The organism is Streptomyces griseocarneus (genome assembly GCF_014655595.1).
In the GTDB taxonomy this organism is placed as follows: Bacteria; Actinomycetota; Actinomycetes; order Streptomycetales; family Streptomycetaceae; genus Streptomyces; species Streptomyces griseocarneus.
The window spans coordinates 362,849-381,335 of sequence record NZ_BNBL01000004.1 but is presented as its reverse complement, the minus strand read 5'-3'; the positions used below and the strand labels follow the sequence as shown (position 1 = coordinate 381,335).

Genomic DNA, 18,487 nt, shown 5'->3' with positions numbered 1-18,487 from the left:
CGAAGCGAAGAGGCAGCCTGTGATCCGCCACCTCGTCCTGTTCAAGCTCAACGAGGGCGTCGAGCGCGACGACCCGCGCGTCGTCGCGGGCGTGCGCGCGTTCGAGGAGCTCGGCGAGCAGATCCCGGAGCTGCGCTCCTGGGAATGCGGCTGGAACATCTCCGACCGGCCGATCGCCTACGACTACGCCATCAACTCCGCCGTCGAGGACACCGACGCGCTCCAGCGCTACCTCGACCACCCCGCCCACCGGGCGGGCGTCGGCCAGTGGCGCGAATTCGCCACGTGGGTGATCGCCGACTACCCGTTCTGACATCGCCGCACGGCCCGTAGGAGCGCCCCTCACCGCCCCGGTGAGGGGCGCTTCTTCACGTCAACACGGTGTTATGCGGTGCTTGCACACAGTGCACATGTCTTGTGATGCTATGACCGCTTTTGCCGGATGAGTTGACCGAAAAGGGGTGGTGACCGTGCCGGCCCGTACAGCGCCCGAAGCCCCCCTCCGGAGCGACAACCCCACCGACGAACCGCACCGGACCGACGACGCCGCGGAGCCCGGCGACGGCGACCTCGCCGGGGCCGCCGCGCGCAGCCGCGAGAGCCGGGGCGCGGACGCCCGGGCCCTGACGCAGGTGCTCTTCAAGGAGTTCGCCGCACTCGAGCCCGGCACGCCCGAGCACGCCCGCGTGCGCGCCGCCCTGATCGAAGCCAACCTCCCCCTCGTGCGGTACGCCGCGGCGCGCTTTCGCAGCCGCAACGAGCCGATGGAGGACGTGGTCCAGGTCGGCACCATCGGCCTCATCAACGCCATCGACCGCTTCGACCCCGACCGCGGGGTGCAGTTCCCCACCTTCGCCATGCCGACGGTCGTCGGGGAGATCAAGCGGTACTTCCGCGACAACGTCCGCACCGTGCACGTCCCGCGCCGCCTCCACGAGCTGTGGGTGCAGGTCAACGGCGCGACCGAGGACCTCACCGTGCTGCACGGCCGGTCCCCGACCACCGCCGAGATCGCCGAGCGCCTCAAGATCGCCGAGGACGAGGTGCTGGCCTGCATCGAGGCCGGCCGCTCGTACCACGCGACCTCCCTCGAGGCCGCCCAGGAGGGCGACGGCCTGCCCGGACTGCTGGACCGGCTCGGCTACGAGGACCCCGCGCTCGCGGGCGTCGAGCACCGCGATCTCGTGCGCCACCTGCTCGTACAGCTGCCGGAGCGGGAGCAGCGCATCCTGCTGCTGCGCTACTACAGCAATCTGACGCAGTCGCAGATCAGCGCGGAGCTGGGGGTGTCGCAGATGCATGTGTCCCGGCTACTCTCACGAAGCTTCGCCCGGCTGCGCTCCGCAAATCGAATCGAGGCCTAACCCTCCCGGGTGACCCTCCCCCCGGTGTCGTGGGGAAGATAAGTCGACTTGACGCTACAGCGTGTTGCCGACATGTGACATTCTGCAGGAACTGCGTTTGCCACAGCGCAGCCTCCGGTATTCAGGTGGAGGCTGAAACCCCCGGCCGTACTCTCGACCGGGGTGGCCGCTGTGACCCGTCCGCGACCTCAAGGGGGTGGCATGTCCGTAGACCTGGGCAGCGCGAAGGTGCTCGCCAACGACGCACCGCACGCCGTGCTCGACGACTGCGAAGCCATCGACACCCGCACCCTCTCCCGCTCCCTCTTCCTGCGGCTGGCCACGCTCGAGCGGGACAGCGCCGAACGTACGTACGTCCGCGACACCCTCATCGAACTCAACCTCCCCCTCGTGCGGTACGCCGCGGCCCGCTTCCGCAGCCGCAACGAACCCATGGAGGACATCGTCCAGGTCGGCACCATCGGCCTGATCAAGGCGATCGACCGGTTCGACTGCGAACGCGGCGTCGAATTCCCGACGTTCGCGATGCCCACCGTCGTCGGCGAGATCAAACGCTTCTTCCGCGACACGAGCTGGTCCGTGCGCGTGCCGCGCCGGCTGCAGGAGCTGCGCCTCGCCCTCACCAAGGCCAGCGACGAGCTCGCACAGAAGCTCGACCGCTCCCCGACCGTCCCGGAACTGGCCCTGTGCCTGGGCGTGTCCGAGGAGGACGTGGTCGACGGCCTCGCCGTCGGCAACGCCTACACCGCCAGCTCCCTGGACTCCCCCTCCCCCGAGGACGACGGCGGCGAGGGCTCGCTGGCCGACCGCCTCGGCTACGAGGACACGGCCCTGGAGGGCGTGGAGTACCGCGAGTCGCTCAAGCCCCTGCTGGCCAAGCTGCCGCCGCGCGAGCGGCAGATCATCATGCTGCGCTTCTTCGCCAACATGACGCAGTCCCAGATCGGCGAGGAGGTCGGGATCTCGCAGATGCACGTCTCCCGGCTGCTCACGCGCACGCTGGCGCAGCTGCGCGAGGGGCTCATCGCCGACTGAGCGGACGGAGGGCACATCGGCCCGGAACCATGTACAGCTGACGTACCGTCAGAGACACTGGGCCGATGCGACGGAAGACGCTCGCCTGTGCCACGGCGTTCTGCGCGCTCGCTCTGGGCGCGTCGCTCACGGGCTGCGGCGGCGGCGAACGCGACGGCTACGTCGCCACGGGGGCCGCCGGACGCGGCGCGTCCGGGCCCGGCCCGGTGCCGCCGAGAGGCGGCGTGGATCTCGTCCCCCTGGAGGGCACGAGGCCGACGCCCCCGCCCACGCGGAGCCCGGGCACCACCTCTCCCTCCGCTCCGGCGACGAGCACGAACGGTACGAGCGCCACGCACAGCCCCCGCCCGGCCCCCGCCACAAGCGAGGCCGCGGCCACCCCGAGCGGCAGCGGCGGCATCCCACCCACTCGCCCGCCGCGCCCCTCGTCACTCCCCGCGCGACCGCCGGCCACAGGCCCGGCCACGCCGCCGCCCCCGCCCTCGCGCCCCTCGCCGCCTTCGCCGCCCTCGCGGCCCACACCCGCGCCCGCGCCCGCCGCGCTCGGCGTGAGCGAACCGCGCCGCGAGCCCGCCGAGGACCGCTGGTGCGAGCGGGTCACGCTCATCTTCACCAACACCGGCGGCAGCCCCGTGACCGGCGGCACCGTCACCCTGGGCACCCACATCACCGACCTCCTCGGCATCGACTGGTGGACGGTCTCCTCCACCCACGCCCTCCCGGCGCCGATCCGCCCCGGGGAGTCCGTGCAGCAGACCTGGACGGTCTGCGCCGACGCCTGGCGGGTGCCGCCGGGCATGCGCGTGGAGACCCGTGACGTCGCCGTGGACTGGGTCTGACCTGCCGTTTTACGGCCTCGCAAGCAACCCTTGAGCCTTCCTTTACCCGTTTTGCGCAATTTTCGTTTGCCTTCAGCAACCAATTGTCTCTATGGTTGCCCTAAGCAACCTAACTCCGGAGTCGAGGAGCCAAGGCCGGTGGCGGCACAGGAACAGTACGAAGAGCTCGCCAAGCAACTCAGCGCCATCGGCGCGGTCAAGCGCGGCCTGGGCCGCGCCCTGCCGCACGACTGCCCGCCCGCGACGGCCATGCTCCTCGCCCTGCTCAAGCAGCACGGCGGCATGCGAATGAGCCGGCTCGGCGAGCTGATGGGCATCGACGCCTCGGTCACCAGCCGGCACGTCGCCCACGCCACCGACCGCGGCTGGATCGACCGGCAGCCCGACCCGCTGGACAAGCGGTCCCGGCAGCTGAGCCTGACCCCCAGCGGCACCGACAAGCTGCAGGAGGTGAGCGGGCGCTACACCGACGCGCTCGCCACCTGCCTGCGCGACTGGTCCGACGACGACGTCGGGCAGCTCATCGACCTGATGAAGCGACTCCGCGAAAGCTTCGGCGAATGCCGGATCCCCCGTACATCAGCCTGAAAACCCGAGCGAGAAAAGGAAGTCCATGGCCAAGTCCACACCAGCGGGTGTGCGGGACGCCGCCGAAGCGGAGGCGCCCATAGCCGCGCCCATGACGCACCGTCAGATCATGGAGGCGCTCTCCGGACTGCTGCTGGGCATGTTCGTGGCGATCCTGTCCTCGACGATCGTCTCCAACGCCCTGCCGGAGATCATCCACGACCTCCACGGCAGCCAGTCCTCCTACACCTGGGTCGTCACGGCCTCGCTGCTCGCGATGACCGCCTCCACCCCGCTGTGGGGCAAGCTCTCCGACCTCTTCAGCAAGAAGCTGCTCGTCCAGCTGGCCCTCGTGGTCTACGTGGCCGGCTCGGTCGTCGCCGGCCTGTCGCAGAACACCGGCATGCTGATCGCCTGCCGCGTCGTGCAGGGCATCGGCGTCGGCGGCCTGTCCGCCCTCGCCCAGATCATCATGGCCGCCATGATCTCCCCGCGTGAGCGCGGCCGTTACAGCGGCTACCTCGGCGCGACCTTCGCCGTCGCCACCGTCGGCGGCCCGCTGCTGGGCGGCGTCATCACCGACACCGACTGGCTCGGCTGGCGCTGGTGCTTCTACGTCGGCGTGCCGTTCGCGGTCATCGCGCTCATCGTGCTGCAGAAGACGCTGAAGCTCCCGGTCGTCAAGCGCAAGGTCAAGGTCGACTGGCTGGGCGCGTTCTTCATCACCGCCGCCGTCACCCTGCTGCTGATCTGGGTCACCCGGGCCGGCAAGGGCAAGGACTACGACTGGATCTCCTGGCAGACCGCCGTCATGGTCAGCGGCTCGCTGGTCCTCGCCGCGCTCTTCATCCTCACGGAGTCGAAGGCGTCCGAACCGATCATTCCGCTGCGGCTGTTCCGCAACAAGACCATCGCCCTCTCCTCGCTCGCCAGCCTCTTCGTCGGCGTCGCGATGTTCGCCGGCACGGTCTTCTTCTCCCAGTACTTCCAGCTGGCGCGCGGCGAGTCGCCGACCATGTCCGGCGTGCTGACCATCCCGATGATCGCCGGCCTGTTCATCTCGTCCACCGTCTCGGGACAGGTCATCACCAAGACCGGCCGCTGGAAGGCCTGGCTCCTCAGCGGCGGCATCCTGCTCACGGCCGGCCTCGGCCTCCTCGGCACCATGCGCTACGACACCGCGTACTGGCAGCTCGCCGTCTACATGGCCCTCACCGGCCTCGGCATCGGCATGATGATGCAGAACCTCGTGCTCGCCGCACAGAACCAGGTCGAGCCCAAGGACCTCGGCGCCGCGAGCTCCGTCGTCACCTTCTTCCGCTCCCTCGGCGGCGCGGTCGGCGTCTCCGCGCTCGGCGCGGTGCTGGCCACCCGGGTCCCCGACTACGTCAAGGACGGCATCACGGCCCTCGGGCCGAAGGCCGCGGCCGCGATGGGCCACGGCGGCACCGGCGGGGGCGGCATCCCCGACCTCGACGCCCTGCCGGCGCCGATCCGGACCGTCGTGGAGAGCGCCTACGGGCACGCCGTCGGCGACGTCTTCCTCTACGCGGCGCCGTGCGCGCTGATCGCCTTCATCGTGACCCTCTTCATCAAGGAGGTCGCGCTGAAGTCCAACGCGGACGGCGGGCCGAAGTCTTCTTCCGCCGCCTCCGCCTCCGCCTCCGCGGAAGCGGAAGAGGCGCCGTCGGGCGCCGCCGCGTCGGCCCGGCAGGCCGGCTGACCGACCCAGACCCCGGCCGGCGGGGGGCGCGCTACGAGCGGAAGCGCGCCCCGCGTCGCCGGTGGCCCCGGATCTGAACGGCATGAACGGTCCGTGGGCCTTGGCCCCGGTAGTGGGACGCACGCTTGATGAGGCAGGGGACGGCCTCGTGCGGACCGGTACCGGGGCTTTGCCGTTTGTGTGGTGCGGGGTGCGTTGTGGTGGGGGCGGGGCCGGGGCGGGATGGGCCGGGCCCTTACGGGGCTGGATTATTTACGGCCCGGAGCCCCGAGATGGGGTCGTGCCCGGTACTTGGGCCGCAAATAACCCTGACGCCCCTTCCAGGGCCCGGCCCATCCCACCCCGGCCCCTCCCGCCGGAACGCCGCCCGGGGGTGGGTGGGTGGGGGAGGGGGTGGGTGCCACTCCCGCCGGAACGCCGTCTGCTGGAGTGGTCTCCATACAAAACGCCGCCCCACGCGCCGAAGGCGCATGGGGCGGCGGGGTGTGGCTCACGCAGCGGCGGCCCGCATGGCTTCCATACCGGCGATCATCATGTCGAGGGCGTAGGTGAAGTCCTGGTCCCGGAGGGTCGCGATGGACTCGGCGCTGCGGGCTTCGACCATCTCGACCGCTTCCTTGTACTGGGTGGAGAACTCGGGCCGGTCGGAGATCACGCCCATGACCTGCTGGAGGTACTCGTCCTCGCTCACTCCGGCCTCACGGCAACGCTCCCGGTAGAGCACTTCGATCGTCGCGAAGCCGTAGACGAACTGGAAGACGGCGTTGAGCGCACCGGTCACTCCCCGGTCCCCCAGCCCCATGCGTCGGATCACCGTCAGCGCGGCTTCGGAGAAGGCCATGGAGTGGGGGCCGATGTTGAGGTACCGGCCCACCAGCTGGGCGACCCAGGGGTGGGCGACGAGCATCTTGCGGTACTCGGTGGCCAGCTCACGGACCTGATCGCGCCAGTCGGCGCTCTCGTCGGACACATCGGGGACGCCCATGTCGGCAGACGCCTGGTCCATCGCCAGCTCGAGGAGGTCGTCCTTGTTGTCGACGTACCAGTAGACCGACATGGCCGTCACACCCAGCTCGGCCGCCAGCCGGCGCATCGAGAACTTCGCCAGCCCCTCGGCATCGAGCATCCGGACCGTGGTGGCCACGATCCGATCCCGATCCAGCCCCCCAACCTCCGCCCCCTTGCGCTTCGGGGCCTTGGCCTCTCCCTCACCGGCCAGCCACACACTGGTCCGCAGGCTGCTTGCCATGGGGATCTCTCACTTTCCGACGGCTGTGGATGGAGCGGTGTGCACAGCGGGATGCGTCCGGTGCGCGCTGTACGCAATCGAGCAATTGCGATGATGCTAGACGGGGCCCGGGGCCCGGGGCCCGGGGCGCTGGGCGCGGGGCGCGGGGCGCGGGGGCGGGTGCAGGAGCGCGGGGGCGGGACGCGGTTCGGGGCACGCCCGGAACAGACAGCCACCGGCCGGCGGGCCGGAGAGCCGCCCCGTACGGGGTAACCACCCCCAGACGGAGATCCGGCCGGGCACAGCGCCCACCCACTCGCGGGCGAGAACCAGCCCGTACGGGGCACCCACCCGCGGGCGAGGTTCGGCGAGCGGGGCACCCACCCCCGGACGAGGTCCCGGCGGGAGGGGCCGGGGTGGGATGGGCCGGGCCCTGGAAGGGGCGTCAGGGTTATTTGCGGCCCAAGTACCGGGCACGAATCCCGTCTCGGGGCTCCGGGCCGTAAATAATCCAGCCCCGTAAGGGCCCGGCCCATCCCACCCCGGCCCCGCCCCCACCACAACGCACCCCGCACCACAACGCACCCCGCCCCACAACGAACCGTCAGCGATCCACCCGCTCCGCCCGCCACAACAGCACGGCCGCCACCACACCACCAGCCAGCACAGCCCCCGCCCCCACCAACTGACTCGCCTGCACCCCAGAAGCGAACGCGTCCGAGATCGTCGCCCGCTCCTCCTCCGATCCCGCCCGCGCCAGAGCCTCCGGCAGGGACCCCGCCCCCGCCGCAACAGCCGGCAGCAGCGCGGCGAAGCGGGAGTTGAGGACGGCACCCAGCACCGCCACGCCGAGCCCGTTGCCGCATTCCTGGAGGGTGCCGTTGACCCCGGCCCCCACGCCCGCCTTCTCCGGCGGAATCGCGGACATGATCGCGTTGGCCATGGCCGGCATGGACAGCGCGATGCCCATGCCCATGAGGATCAGCCCCAGCAGCATCCCGCCGTACCCGTCGGCGCCCAGCACCGCGATCGCCGCGAGGCCGGCCGCCAGCAGGCCCATGCCGCCCGCGATCGCACCGGGCGTACCGATCTTCGGCAGCAGCCGGGCGCCCACGCCCGTGAAGTTGAGGACGACGATGACCAGCGCCAGCGGCGTCATGCGCAGGCCGGTCTCGAGCGGGTCGTAGTGGAGCACCAGCTGCAGGTGCTGGCCGAGCAGGAAGAACGAGCCGCCCATGCCGAAGGCGACGAGGATGCCGCCGGAGACCGCACCGACGAACCGGTTGTTGCGGAAGAAGTGCATGTCCAGCATGGGGTACGGGAAGCGCCGCTCCCACAGGGCGAAGAAGGCCAGGGTGACCAGGCCGACGAAGGCGGAACCCAGTACCCGGCCGGAGGTCCACCCGTGGCCGGGGCCGGAGATGATCGCGAAGACGACGCCCGTCATGCCGATCGTCGACAGCAGCGCGCCGAGCAGGTCGGGCCGGTCGCCGGAGGGGTTCTTCGACTCGGGCACCCACTTGAGGACGGCCAGCAGGCCGAGGACGGCGACCGGCAGGTTGATGAGGAAGATCGAGCCCCACCAGTAGTGGTTGAGCAGCGCGCCGCCGATGAGGGGTCCGGCCGCGAAGCCGAGCGAGCTGACCGCGCCCCACAGCCCGATGGCCTTGGGCCGTTCGTCGGCGTCGAAGACCTGGACGACGACGGCCAGCGTCGTGGTCATCAGCAGGGCGCCGCCGACGCCCATGCCGGCCCGGGCGGCGATCAGCTGCCCGGTGGTCTCGGAGAGCGCCGCCCCCAGCGAGCCGATGCCGAAGAGGGCGAGGCCGACGGCGAGCAGCTTCTTGCGTCCGTAGCGGTCGGCGGCGCTGCCGGCGGTGAGCAGCAGACCGGCCTGGACCAGCGAATAGGCGTTGATCATCCACTGGATGTCGGAGGTCGCGGCGCCGAGGTCCTCGGTGAGGGAGGGGATCGCGACGGTCAGGACGGTGTTGTCCAGCAGCACGGTGAGCTGGGCCAGGCAGATGACCGCGAGGATCAGCCACCGGGTGGGAAGACGGTGTTGCCCGCCGCCGGTGGCGCTGGGTGGTGAGTCGGTGGTCGTCGCAGCCATGGGAGCCCCCCTTGTACGGTGTACGTCTGGTGTCGCTGTACACCGTACAAGAGACCTTCTACGCCGTACAAGGGAATTTCGGCGTCACTCTCCCCCGGCCGGTTTGATGAGGTATCCGGCCCCGCGCCGGGTGTGGATCATCGGCGGCCGGCCGGCGTCGATCTTCCGGCGGAGGTAGGAGATGTAGAGCTCGACGACGTTGACCCGGCCGCCGAAGTCGTAGGACCACACCCGGTCGAGGATGAGCGGCTTGCTGAGCACCCGGCGCGGATTGCGCATGAGGAAGCGCAGCAGCTCGAACTCGGTGGCGGTCAGGTGGATGTCCGCGCCTCCCCGGAAGACCTCCCGGCTGTCCTCGTCCAGGACGAGGTCGCCGACGGTCAGGACGGCCCCGCCGCGCGAGGCCGTCGTCCGCGACCGGCGCAGCAGGCCGCGCAGCCGGGCGACGACCTCCTCGACGCCGAACGGCCTGACGACGCAGTCGTCACCCCCGGCGGTGAGCCCGGCGCCGACCCGGCCCCCGCCGGAGACCACACCGGAGACCGCACCGGAACCACCGGAACCACCGGAACCGGCAAGGAAAAGCACCGGCACGCCCGGCAGCTCCCCCCGCAGCCGCCCGAGCGCGGCCGCGCCGTCCGGCCCGGGCAGGCGCGCGTCCAGGACGACGGCGTCCGGCCGGAAGGTGCGGGCACAGCGGACCGCTTCGGCGCCGTCGGCGGCCGCCCGTACGTCCCAGCCCTCGCAGCGCAGGGCGTGGGAGAGCCGTTCGGCCGGCACGGCCTCGCCGTCGACGACCAGGACCCGGACGGCGGCGCTCGTGTCGTCGTGCAGCAGCTGGGGACGCCTGTGCGGCGTGGCGGTGGTCATGCCGAGATCGTGGGCGGGAAGGCTGAGAGCGCTCTTTCGGCATCCTGTGAAACACCTGAGAATCGGAATAAGCGGAAGCCGCCTCCGATTGGAGTGATCATGGATCTCACTTCTGACCTCGGTACGTTCGGCATCTGGAGCGCGGGCCTCCACTCGGACGACCCGAACCGGCTCGGCGAAATCCGCGAGGCGGCCGCCGAATTGGAGGAGCTCGGCTTCGCGGCCCTGTGGATCGGCGGCAGCCCCGGCTTCGAGGGGGCCGCGCACGTCCTCGGGGCGACGCGGCGCGTCGCCGTGGGCACCAGCATCCTCAGCATCTGGGAGCACGAGGCGGCCGACGTCGCCGCCCGGTACGCCGCGCTCCCGCCCGGGGCGCGCGAGCGCCTCGTCCTCGGACTCGGCGTCAGCCACACCGCGCTCACCCCGCGCTACTCCCGCCCGTACTCCGCCATGCGGGACTACCTGACGGCCCTGGACGACGCGCCCGTGCCCGTGCCCGCCGAACAGCGCGTGCTGGCCGCGCTCGGCCCCAAGATGGCCGGCCTCGCCCGGGACCGCTCGGCCGGGGCGATTCCCTACCTGGTCACCACGGACCACACCGCGCGGACCCGCGAGCTGCTGGGCGAGGACGCCTTCCTCGCCCCCGAGGTGAACGTCGTCCTCGACACCGACCTCGGCCGCGCCCGCGAGACCGCCCGCTCGTTCCTCGCCCGCTACCTCGCCCTGCCGAACTACACCAACAACCTCCTGCGCCTCGGCTTCACCGAGGACGACTTCAAGGACGACGGCAGCGACCGCCTGGTCGACGCGCTCTTCGCCCTCGGCGACGAGCAGCGCGTCCGGGACCGGCTCGACGAGTACGTGGCCGCGGGCGCCGATCACCTGGCCCTGCAGGTGGTCCTCCCCCAGCGGAAGGAACGACTCCGCGACCTGTCGCGGCCGCAGTGGCGCGAGCTGGCGCAGATCCTGCCGCTCTGAGGGGCACGAGCGGACTCACAGAACGGGCCGGCTCAGGGAATGGGTCGACTCACAGAACGGGCCGGCTCGGCGAACGGGCCGGCTCACAGCCCGAACAGCCGCGCGGCGTTGTCATGGCACACGCCGCGCAGCCACGCCTCGTCCTGCCCCAGCCGCGTCAGGGACTCGAGCGCGTGCCCGTAGCCGTACGGGATGTTCGGGAAGTCGCTGCCGAAGAGGATCCGGTCCCCCAGCGCCGCCAGGCGCCCCCGCTCGGCCGGCGGGAACGGCGCGATCCGCTCGGAGAAGTCCGTGAACGCCATCGTCGTGTCCAGGTGCACCCCGGGATGCCGCTCGGCCAGGTCCAGGAAGTCGGCGTACTCCGGCATCCCCATGTGGGCGATCACCAGCCGCAGCCGCGGATGCCGGGCCAGCACCCGGGCCACGGGAGCGGGCCCGGTGTGCTTGCCGGGGACGGGGCCGGAGCCGCAGTGGATCACGACGGGCGTCCCGGCGTCCGCGAGCGTTCCCCACACCTCGTCCAGCAGCGCGTCCTCGGGGTCGTACGCGCCCACCTGCACATGCGACTTGAAGATCCGCGCCCCGGCGTCCAGCGCCCGGCGCACGTAGTCCGCGGCCTCCGGCTCGGGGAAGAACGTCGCGGTGTGCAGGCAGTCGGGCGTACGGGCCGCGAAGTCCGCCGCCCAGCCGTTGAGCCAGGCGGCCATGCCGGGCTTGTGGGGGTAGATCATCGAGGTGAAGGCCCGCACGCCGAAGCCGCGCAGGATCCCGAGCCGCTCGAGCTCCGCGTGCCGGTAGGTGATCGGCCAGGGGCGGCCGACGAGCGGCCCGGCGGCGTCGAAGTACGCCCAGACCTTGTCCAGCACCCGCTCGGGCATGAAGTGCGTATGGATGTCGATCAGGCCCGGCAGGCCCAGAGCCCGCCGGAAGGCCAGGACCCCGTCGTCGCTCACCCGCACACCCTCCCGCGCCGGAAACGCCACAGGCCCGGTACCAGTGGTACCGGGCCTGTGGTTCTAGTAGCGGGGACAGGATTTGAACCTGCGACCTCTGGGTTATGAGCCCAGCGAGCTACCGAGCTGCTCCACCCCGCGACGGACGGAAGTCCGAGGACCTCCGACTGTGCGCTCGGCAGGATTCGAACCTGCAACCTCTTGATCCGTAGTCAAGTGCTCTATCCGTTAAGCTACGAGCGCTCGGCTTTCCGGCGATTTTCTCTGCCGGTCGGCGTTGCGTGGACAACATTACATGACCTGCGCCGGGACACGAAATCCATTAGCCGCACCGGCGCTGACCTGCGAAAACACCCGCGACAAGATCGCTCACCGGCCGAGCGGGAGCACCCCCGGAGGCCTGGGACACACCGGGAACGCAAAAGCCCCGGTCGTATCGAATACGACCGGGGCCCGGCTGCGGAGGCGGAGGGATTTGAACCCTCGATGGGCTTTAAGGCCCAAACCGCATTAGCAGTGCGGCGCCATAGACCGGACTAGGCGACGCCTCCAGCACACCCGCGCGAGCGCGAGTGTTGCGTGCAGATGATGACACAGCCTTGCGGCTGCTCACCAATCGCACCCTACGGTACCGGGCTTTGGGTGCCTCGGGCAAAGGCGTTCGCGGCGCGCAACGCGGGGCGCTCCGGAGCGTTAGTTCGGAAGAGGGGCTCCGCCGGCGCTTCCGGCGCTCCCCCTGCCCCGTACCGCCGCACCTCAGGAGCTTTGGCATGTCACTCCGCAGCCTCGCCCTCGCAGCAGCGCTGGCCCCGGCGCTCCTCGTCGCCCCCGCCGCCACGGCGTCCCCGCTCCCGCTCGGCGGGGCGGACGCGCTGGAGAGCGGCGGCGACCACCTCACGATCACCGTCACGGACAGCGGCGGCCACGAAGGCAGCAGGTACGAGCTGTACTGCCACCCGGCCGGCGGCACCCACCCGAACGCCAAGGAGGCGTGCGACCAGCTCGACACCCAGACCAAGTGGGGCAAGGACGTCTTCGCGCCCACGCCGAAGGACGCGAGCTGCACCCAGATCTACGGCGGCCCCGAGCGCGCCCATGTCGTCGGAACGTGGGCCGGACGCCCCGTCGACGCCCACTTCAGCAGGACCAACGGCTGTGAGATGGCCCGCTGGAACCGTTTCTCCACTGTGTTCGGACAGTCGAAGGGCTCGCCGAAGAAAACGCCTGCCGAGAGTGGTCGGAGCTGACCGCGAGGTCACCACGAAGGCGGACACGAGGGGCATGTCCGGCCTGCCCGAGACGCCCTGGAGAGGCCCGTCGGAGGGTGTCGCCACACCCGTCATCCGCAGTAGCGCCCGTATCGGCAGCCCGTAGACTTCCCCTCAATGACACGCCGAGGGGCGGCGCAAACCCGCCCCAAGCGGTCGGCAAGGTGCGGTAACCAGGGAGGAAGCGTCGTCGTGAGCAGCAGGCCATCCCGAGGCGCTGCTCGCCTCGCAGCCATACTCGACGCCCTGCCCGACGCCCTGTTGCTCGTCAACTGCAACGGCACGGTCGTCAACGCCAACCACATCGCGCTCGAGACGTTCGAGGTGCCCGGCACCGGGCTCGTCGGGCGCGGTCTGCTCGACCTGCTGCCGGAGTTCGACTCGCGGCGCATCCCCGGTGGGCTGCGGCTGCGGGACAATCCGGACGGCGGGCGCACCCGGCCCACCCGGATGATCGCCCGGCGCACGGACGGCACCCAGTTCCCCGTCGAGGTCACCAGCGCCAACCTCGACGGCCGCACGCCGTACGCCGAGCCGAGCGCCTCCTACGACGACGAGCTGCTGATGCTCGTGGTCCGCGACCTGACCGGCACGCTCGACACCGAGGCCGAGCTCGCCCGTTCGCAGCGCCAGACCGAGATGATCCTGCGCGCGGCGGCCGAGGGCGTCGTCGGCGTCGACACCGCCGGCAAGGTCGTCCTCGTCAACCCCTCCGCCGCGCAGATCCTCGGCTACCGCGCGAGCGACCTCGGCGGCCGCGAGCTGCACCCCCTCATCCACCACTCCCGCGCGGACGGCACGCCCTTCCCGTACGAGGAGTCGCCCATCGCCGACACCCTGCGCTCCGGCCGCAAGCACCGGGTCCGCGGCCAGGTGCTGTGGGCCAAGGACGGCCGCGCGGTGGCGGTCGACCTGACCACGGCTCCGGTGCGCGACGGCGACCAGCTCGTCGGCGCGGTGATGACCTTCACCGACCGCCGCCCCTACGACGCCCTGGCCGCGCGCCACGCGCAGCTGGTGGCCATGCTGGACGAGTCGCTGCGCGGGCCGCTGGACCAACTCCGCGCCGAGCTGGGCACGCTGGCCGACGACCCGGCCGGGCAGCTGTGGCCCGAGGCCAACCAGATTCTTCACCACTTGGCCGCCGGTTATGCCCGGATGACCACTCTTGTCGACAATGTGCTGGCCTATCAGCGCCTGGACGCCGGACACGACAAGCTCGCGCGGGAGAAGGTCGCGCTCGACGAGGTCGTGGCGGCCGGCGTCGAGGGCGCGGTCGAGCTGATCGGGCCCGGGCGGGCCCAGTTCGCCGTGCACGCCCCGGCGATCGAGGCCGAGGTGGACCCCGAGCGGTTCGCCCAGGCGCTGGCACACCTGATCGCGGACGTGGCCGGCGTCGACGCCACGGGTTCCACATCGGCTTCCGCTTCTGGTTCCTCTTCCGGTTCCGGCGACTCGACGATCGTGGTCGCGGCCGCGCAGCGCGGCGAGGTCGTACGCATCGAGGTGCGCGGCCCCTTCCCGGGCGGCGACCCGGTGCACGGCCCCCTGGTGCGCGGCATCGTCCGCCGGCACGGCGGCGTGCTGCAGACCCACGACCTGCCGGGCGCGTCCGGCGGCAAGGCGTACGTGCTCGAGGTCCCGGTCTCGGCGGACGCGGGCCCCGTCCCGCCGTCGGCCGAACGGCGCGGGCCCGACACCGAGAACCTGACCACGGTCATGCCGATGCCGACCCAGCGCGGCCGGGGCACCAACCCCGACCCGGCGGCCGAGCCCACCCGCCCCCAGGGCGGCGGCCGGCGCGCCCGCCGCGACGCGGCGCCGGACGGTGCTGGTTCGGGAGTGGCCGGTCCGGGCGGCGCCGGTACGGGTGCGGCCGGTACGGGCGGCGCCGGTACGGGCGTGGAGGCGGGCACGGAGGCGGCGGCCGCGCCGGCCGCGGGTGCGACGGCCGCAGGGACGAACGGCGCGGGTGCGCCTTCGGGTACGCACGCGGGGACGGACGGCGTGGGTATGCCGTCGGGTGCGCACGCGGGAACGAACGGCGTGGGCATGCCTGCGGGCACGCACGCGGAGACGAACGGCGTGGGCATGCCTGCGGGCACGCACGCGGGAACGAACGGCGTAGGCATGCCCGCCGCTGCCGTCGGTGCCGGCGCCTCCCCGGGCGCGGCGCCGCAGCCCACCGGGCGCCGGCGGGGCCCCGCGCGCCCCGAGGAGGAGTCCGCCGACGACGCGCGGGACAACCGCCCAGGGACCGGCCTCGTGCCGCCGCAGGCCACCGGCACCGCGCCGACCGGCCGCCGGGCGCGCCGCGAGGCCGCGACGGCCACAGCGCCCGAGGGCGCCGAGGGGGCCCGCACCGCGTTCGCACTGCCCCCGGCCGACGCCGACCGGACGGCCGGCGCGCCCGCCGACTCCGGCCGTCCGACGGGCCGCCGCGCCCGCCGCGCGCTGGCCGAGGCCGAGCACCCGCACCAGATCCCCGGCCAGGCGACCGACGAACCGTCCATGCCGCGCACCGCGTTCGCCCTCCCCCCGGCGGACTCCGACCGCAAGTCCCCGCCGGACGCCGCCGCCACGGTTCCGCCTTCTGTTCCGGTTGCGGTTCCGCCGCAGGGGGCGGGCACGGGTACGGGTGCGGGCACGAGTGCGGGTGCGGGCACGAGTGCGGGTGTTGAGGCCGCCGACGGATACGGCCCGGACGGCACGCCGGTGGCTCCGGGCGGCCCCACGGCTCCGGTTCCGGTTCCGGGTACGCCCGGCCCGAACGGCCCCGGCCCCCACGGTCGGCACGGCCCCCGGCCGGCAGGCGCCGACCCGGCCGTGACCGCCGGCCCCGGCGGCCTCGCGGGCCAGGGTGCCCCCGGCCCCTACGGCCCGCACGGCCACCAGCCCGACGCCGCCAACCCGGCCGCGGGCGCTGCCCCCGGCGCACCTGCGGGCCAGGGCGGCCCCGGCAACCCCGGTGCGTACGACCAGCAGAGCCCCCGGCCCGAGGGCGCCAACCCGGCCATGCCCGCCGTCCCCGGCGGACCCGGCAACCCCGGCCCGTTCACCCCGCACGGCCCCCGCCCGGAGAACGCCAACCCGGCCACGGCCCCCGCCCCCGGCGGACCTAGCGGACCCGGCGGCCAGGACGGCCCGGGCAACCCCGGTCCGTTCACCCCGCACGGCCCCAGGCCGGCAGGCGCCGACCCCGCCGTGACCGCTGTCCCCGCCGGGCCCGGCAACTCCGGTCCGTTCAACCAGCCGGGCCCCCGCCCGGAGGGCACCGACCCGGCCCCGGTCACCCCCGGCCCCGGCCACCAGCCGGAAAGCGGCACCGCGCCGGGCGCGGCAATGGCCCCCGGCGCGCCCGCCGGTCAGTCCCTCGGCACCCCCGGTGCGTACAACCAGCACGGCCCCCGGCCGGAGAACGCCGACGGACCCGCAGGCCGAAGCGGCGGCCCGGACGCCCCCGCCGGTCCTGTCGCCACGGGCGGCCCCGGCGGCGGGCACACCGGCCAGATGCTCGCGCAGGGACAGGCGAACGCGGGCGCCACGCCCGCGCACGGCACACCGTTCGGACCGCACCCGGACCCGGCGGCCGACAACGCGTCGAACACCGCGGGCAGCGCCCAGGCCGCACCCGAGACCGAAACCGCCCAGCCGCAGGCACAGGCACAGGCAGCCGGCGTGCCCACCGGCCGCCGCCGCGCGCGCCGCGCCCTCGCCGAGGAGCCCGGCGCGGCCGGCCAGGGGGCGGCAGCGACGGCCGAGGGGCCGCGTCCGATCAGCGTGCGCACGCTGGGTCAGAGGCCCGGCACGAGCGACACCCCGCCCGGCGGCACGCCGTCCTCCGGTTCCGGCCGGCGCCGGAAGCTGGCCAACCCCGCCGAGGGGGAGCGCGAGGCGCAGGCCCAAGCGGCGGCGGCAGCCGCCGGTGCCGCGCGCCCGCCTGCCCCCACGCATCCGCACCCGCAGCCGTCGCTCGGGGCGCCCGAGGTCCGCGCGTTCGCCATAGGAGCACCGGACGAGGGCGCGGAGGGGCCGGAGCCGCTCGACGGGCCGAACAGCGCGGTCGAGGTCGTGGAGACCGCGCGGCCGCCGATGGACGACGAGTTGCCGCCCGAGCCGCTCGACAATCCGCGCCGGCTGCTCGTGTGGCCCGCGCCGGACGAGTCCACGGAGAAGGCGCTGACCGAGCGCGGCTACCGCCCGGTGATCGTGCAGTCGCGCGAGGAGGTGGACGAGCAGATCTCCGCGTACCCGGCGGCGCTGTTCGTCGACCCGCTGACCGGTCCGATCACGCGTGCCGCGCTGCGGTCGCTGCGCGAGGCGGCGGGCGCGGCCGAGGTGCCGGTGCTGCTGGCGGCGGGGCTGGGGCACGCCACGCGGGAGGCGGCGTACGGGGCCGACCCGGCGCTGCTCCTGAAGGCGCTGGCGCCGCGCGACAGCGAGATGCACCCGCCGCGCGTGCTGCTGGTCGAGGAGCACGAGCCGATCGCGAACGCCCTGACCGCGACCCTGGAGCGGCACGGCATGCACGTGGTGTGCGGGGCGACCGACTCCGAGGCGGTGACGCTCGCCGCGCAGACCAGCCCGAACCTGGTGGTGATGGACCTGATGCAGGTGCGCCGGCGCCGCGCGGGCATCGTCGACTGGCTGCGCGGCAACGGCGCGCTGAGCCGTACGCCGCTGGTCGTCTACACCTCCGCCGACATCGACCCGTCCCAGCTCCCGCGCCTGGCGTCGGGCGAGACGGTGCTGTTCCTGGCGGAGCGCTCGACGAGCACGGAGGTGCAGGGCCGGATCGTGGACCTGCTGGCGAAGATCGGTACGAACTGAGCGGCGCGGGTCGGCCGGTAACGGTTATGTCGGTGCCGGTCCGGCTCCCGTCGGTCAGGGCTCCTGTCGGTCCAGGCCCGTGATGCGGCGGGCCGCCGTGCGCACCGACGCGCGCAGCCGGGCCCGGTCCTCGTCCGTCTCGCCGGTGAGGATGCGCTGCATGTGCGGCTGCACGGTCGGCCAGGAGGCGAGGGCGGTCAGCATGAACAGCAGGTCGCCGGCCGGGATCGCGGAGTCGATGATCCCCTTCCGCTGGGCCTCGGCGAACGCGGCGGTCTTGCTGGCGTAGTGGCGCCGGCGTTCCTCCTCGTGCGGGATGCCTCCGGTGCCGTACTCCAGGCCCTCCCAGAAGACCAGCCGGATCAGCTCCGGGTTGGCGGCGTGGTAGTCCATGAGGCGGTCGATCCAGCCGTCGACGTCCTCGGCGTCGACGGGGTGGGCCGCGGCGAGTTCGATGAGGCGGCACTCGAGGACCTGGGAGAAGAGCTCGGCCTTGTTGCCGAAGTAGGCGTAGATCAACTGCTTGTTGGCGCAGGCCTCGCGCGCGATGCGGTCGATGCGCGCGCCGGCGATGCCGTGCGCGGCGAACTCGGCCGTCGCCGCCTTGAAGATGCGTGCCCTGGTGGCCTCGGGATCCCTGACTGCTGCCATGCCGGACAGAGTAACCAACCATTTGGTTGACAGTCGCGCGCTCTTTCTGGGACCTTGCAACCAACCAG

The 18,487-nt window shown here is 72.7% G+C and carries 13 protein-coding genes, 3 tRNA genes and 1 pseudogene; 9 read left to right on the top strand and 8 right to left on the bottom strand.

Annotated elements, in window-relative coordinates; genetic code table 11:
* Nucleotides 1–19 precede the first annotated feature (19 nt).
* The 6 genes and pseudogenes from IE295_RS13255 to IE295_RS13230 all read left to right on the top strand — a co-directional run.
* Nucleotides 20–313: a Dabb family protein gene (locus tag IE295_RS13255; protein ID WP_190063793.1), complete on the top strand. Its 294-nt coding sequence runs from the start codon at nt 20–22 to the stop codon at nt 311–313.
* 151 nt (nt 314–464) lie between these two features.
* The gene (locus tag IE295_RS13250) at nt 465–1,364 is read left to right on the top strand and encodes an RNA polymerase sigma factor SigF (protein WP_372478805.1); all 900 of its coding nucleotides are present in this window, start codon (nt 465–467) and stop codon (nt 1,362–1,364) included.
* Between the two features lie 201 nt (nt 1,365–1,565).
* The gene (locus IE295_RS13245; protein WP_071964858.1) at nt 1,566–2,399 is read left to right on the top strand and encodes an RNA polymerase sigma factor SigF; all 834 of its coding nucleotides are present in this window, start codon (nt 1,566–1,568) and stop codon (nt 2,397–2,399) included.
* Between the two features lie 65 nt (nt 2,400–2,464).
* Entirely contained in the window at nt 2,465–3,238 is a 774-nt protein-coding gene (locus IE295_RS13240) for a hypothetical protein (protein ID WP_190063791.1), read from the top strand.
* 138 nt (nt 3,239–3,376) lie between these two features.
* The gene (locus IE295_RS13235; protein WP_190063790.1) at nt 3,377–3,826 is read left to right on the top strand and encodes a MarR family winged helix-turn-helix transcriptional regulator; all 450 of its coding nucleotides are present in this window, start codon (nt 3,377–3,379) and stop codon (nt 3,824–3,826) included.
* Between the two features lie 91 nt (nt 3,827–3,917).
* Nucleotides 3,918–5,522 (top strand): annotated as a pseudogene (locus tag IE295_RS13230) (MDR family MFS transporter); the annotation flags it as partial.
* Nucleotides 5,523–6,018: 496 nt separating this feature from the next.
* On the opposite strand, the gene IE295_RS13225 reads toward IE295_RS13230, so the two are convergent.
* From IE295_RS13225 to IE295_RS13215, 3 genes are all read right to left on the bottom strand, one after another.
* Nucleotides 6,019–6,672 (bottom strand): TetR/AcrR family transcriptional regulator, encoded by a 654-nt coding sequence (locus tag IE295_RS13225; RefSeq protein ID WP_308013103.1) that lies wholly within the window; start codon nt 6,670–6,672, stop codon nt 6,019–6,021.
* 688 nt (nt 6,673–7,360) lie between these two features.
* Entirely contained in the window at nt 7,361–8,869 is a 1,509-nt protein-coding gene (locus IE295_RS13220) for an MFS transporter (protein WP_190063787.1), read from the bottom strand.
* A gap of 84 nt (nt 8,870–8,953) precedes the next feature.
* A complete protein-coding gene (locus IE295_RS13215) occupies nt 8,954–9,739 on the bottom strand; it encodes a response regulator transcription factor (protein ID WP_190063786.1) in 786 nt (261 codons plus the stop codon).
* Nucleotides 9,740–9,838: 99 nt separating this feature from the next.
* Between IE295_RS13215 and IE295_RS13210 the strand changes: the two genes are divergently transcribed.
* Entirely contained in the window at nt 9,839–10,717 is an 879-nt protein-coding gene (locus IE295_RS13210; RefSeq protein WP_190063785.1) for a TIGR03620 family F420-dependent LLM class oxidoreductase, read from the top strand.
* Between the two features lie 83 nt (nt 10,718–10,800).
* Here IE295_RS13210 and IE295_RS13205 read toward each other — a convergent pair whose 3' ends face one another.
* From IE295_RS13205 to IE295_RS13190, 4 genes are all read right to left on the bottom strand, one after another.
* Nucleotides 10,801–11,676 carry an amidohydrolase family protein gene (locus tag IE295_RS13205; protein WP_190063784.1) on the bottom strand — a complete coding sequence of 292 codons (876 nt, stop codon included), beginning with the start codon at nt 11,674–11,676 and terminating at the stop codon, nt 10,801–10,803.
* Between the two features lie 61 nt (nt 11,677–11,737).
* A tRNA-Met gene (locus IE295_RS13200) sits at nt 11,738–11,811 on the bottom strand.
* Nucleotides 11,812–11,840: 29 nt separating this feature from the next.
* Nucleotides 11,841–11,913 (bottom strand) — tRNA-Arg (locus tag IE295_RS13195).
* A gap of 217 nt (nt 11,914–12,130) precedes the next feature.
* Nucleotides 12,131–12,221 (bottom strand) — tRNA-Ser (locus IE295_RS13190).
* 219 nt (nt 12,222–12,440) lie between these two features.
* On the opposite strand from IE295_RS13190, the gene IE295_RS13185 reads away from it, so the two are divergent.
* A complete protein-coding gene (locus tag IE295_RS13185) occupies nt 12,441–12,917 on the top strand; it encodes an SSI family serine proteinase inhibitor (protein WP_190063783.1) in 477 nt (158 codons plus the stop codon).
* A gap of 213 nt (nt 12,918–13,130) precedes the next feature.
* Nucleotides 13,131–17,768 (top strand): response regulator, encoded by a 4,638-nt coding sequence (locus tag IE295_RS13180; protein ID WP_190063782.1) that lies wholly within the window; start codon nt 13,131–13,133, stop codon nt 17,766–17,768.
* 54 nt (nt 17,769–17,822) lie between these two features.
* Here the strand turns inward: IE295_RS13180 and IE295_RS13175 are convergent, their stop codons facing one another.
* Nucleotides 17,823–18,419 (bottom strand): TetR/AcrR family transcriptional regulator, encoded by a 597-nt coding sequence (locus IE295_RS13175; protein ID WP_190063781.1) that lies wholly within the window; start codon nt 18,417–18,419, stop codon nt 17,823–17,825.
* Nucleotides 18,420–18,487 lie beyond the last annotated feature (68 nt).